1 protein-coding gene and 1 pseudogene are annotated in these 2,005 nt (G+C 68.8%); one reads left to right on the plus strand and one right to left on the minus strand.

Annotation, left to right across the window (positions count from 1 at the left end):
• Positions 1–168 precede the first annotated feature (168 nt).
• The gene (locus VFF46_RS29205) at positions 169–1,203 is read right to left on the minus strand and encodes an L-erythro-3,5-diaminohexanoate dehydrogenase (RefSeq protein WP_325040439.1); all 1,035 of its coding nucleotides are present in this window, start codon (positions 1,201–1,203) and stop codon (positions 169–171) included.
• Between the two features lie 152 nt (positions 1,204–1,355).
• Here VFF46_RS29205 and VFF46_RS29210 point away from each other — a divergent pair.
• Positions 1,356–2,005: pseudogene (locus VFF46_RS29210) on the plus strand (lysine 2,3-aminomutase); the annotation flags it as partial.

A 2,005-nucleotide genomic window follows, 5' to 3' on the forward strand; every position in this document is an offset into this window, starting at 1 on the left:
GACCAGCTTGCCGTCGAGGTCGATCACCTCGTCCGCGCCGTCGGCGTACGGACCCGTGCCGGTGTCGTCGCCGAGCCAGGTCACCACCCCGTCGTCGAAGGCGATCGCGGTCGCGTGGGGGTCGGCGGGCGAGTAGACGGAACCGTTCGTCAGAAGTGTGCGCACGCCCTAATCCTCCGCCAGCCTGCTCTCGAACAGACCACGGACACCCGGCTCCGAACGCAACAGCTCCATCGCGTACTCCGCGTGGCCGGGCACGTACCCGTTGCCGACCAGCATCGTCACGTCCGCGGCCAGCCCTTCCGCACCGAGCGCCGCGGCCGAGAACGAGGTCGCCATCGAGAAGAAGATCACCGTGCCGCCCGCCGCGGTCGACAGTACGGCGCCGTGCTCGCACCCCGGTACGTCGACGCACACGACCGTGATGTCGGCGGGCTCCCCCACGGCCTCCGCGAGGGCGACCGGATCGCGCGCGTCCGCCAGCGCGATCACGTCCGCGAGACCGGCCTGCGTCAGCCGTTCACGCTCGGCCTCGAACGGTACGACGCCGATCGTGCGAGCCGCGCCCGCCCGGCGCGCCGCGGCCAGCGAGAGCGAGCCGGACTTCCCTGCGCCGCCAATAACTGACACGACAGGCTTTATGCCTTTGTCGACATACGACTGCACCACGCGCGCGGTCAGTGCGGGCGCTCCGCACACGTCCATCACGGCCAGCGAGAGCTCCGGCTTCAGGTCGTCCGGTAGCTTCGCAACGATCGACCGGGCGAACAGGATCGCGTGACCCTGCGCCGGTACCTGCTCGCTCTTGCCGTCCCAGTCCTTCAGCTCGTCGGTGATCCGCAGCGGGGTCAGCGTCAGCGACACCAGCGTCGCGACCCGGTCGCCCTTGCGGACGCCGAGCGGCGAGTCCGGGCCGGCCTCGTCGACCACGCCGACGAGCATCCCGCCGGAGCCGGTGACCGGGTTCTGCATCTTGCCGCGGGTCCTGATGATGTCCAGCACCGCGTGGCGGATCGCCGTACCGTCACCGCCGTGCGCCTCGGCCAGCTGCCGGTACGACGCGGCGTCCAGGTTCAGCCGCTCGACCGCTATCCGGACCTCGTCGGGCCAGATCTCGGGACGGGCGTCGAGTTTCTCCGCCGCCTGCGGCAGTACGCCGGACGGGGCGAGGACGCGGTGCAGTCCTACCGGGCTCGATGACACTTGGCCTCCTTCGTGCTGCCGGTGCGGTCAGGCAAAATACTACTCAAAGTAGGCCGCGACGAGAATTCTTGCGGCGTACTGTTGGATCTGAGGGAAGTTCTATCGCTATCCTCGCACCTGACCGCATCATCCCTTGACGCCACGGAGGCACCGTGACCGACCTGATCATCCCGGAGCTTGCTCGTTCGGAAGAGCCCGGCGACGGCCAGCCGTACGTGTACCGGCAGGCCGAACTGGTGGAACCGGACTGGACCCGGCTGCCTGGCTGGAAGGACGTCACGGCCGAGGAATGGCGCTCGGTGCAGTGGCAGCGGTCGCACTGCGTGAAGAACGTCAAGCAGTTGCGTGACGTGATGGGCGACCTGCTCGAGGAGCGGTTCTACTCCGACCTCACCCGCGACCAGGCCGAGCGCGCGACGATGTCGATGCTGCTGCCGCCGCAGATGCTGAACACGATCGTCCCGTCCGGAGCGGCCGACTACACGGAGGCGTTCTACGCCGACCCGGTCCGCCGGTACATGCTCCCGGTGTTCAGTGACCGCCGTACCGACTGGCCGTCGCACCCGCACGCGACCCGGGACTCGCTGCACGAGCACGAGATGTGGGCCACGGAGGGGTTGACCCACCGCTACCCGACCAAGGTCCTCGCGGAAATCCTGCCGACGTGCCCGCAGTACTGCGGTCACTGCACCCGGATGGACCTGGTCGGCAACTCGACGCCGGTGATCGACAAGCTGAAGTTCGTCGCGAAGCCGCAGACCCGGCTGGACGACATGCTCGACTACCTGCGCCGTACGCCGGG

It is taken from the genome of Kribbella sp. (genome assembly GCF_035655035.1).
Classification (GTDB): domain Bacteria; phylum Actinomycetota; class Actinomycetes; order Propionibacteriales; family Kribbellaceae; genus Kribbella.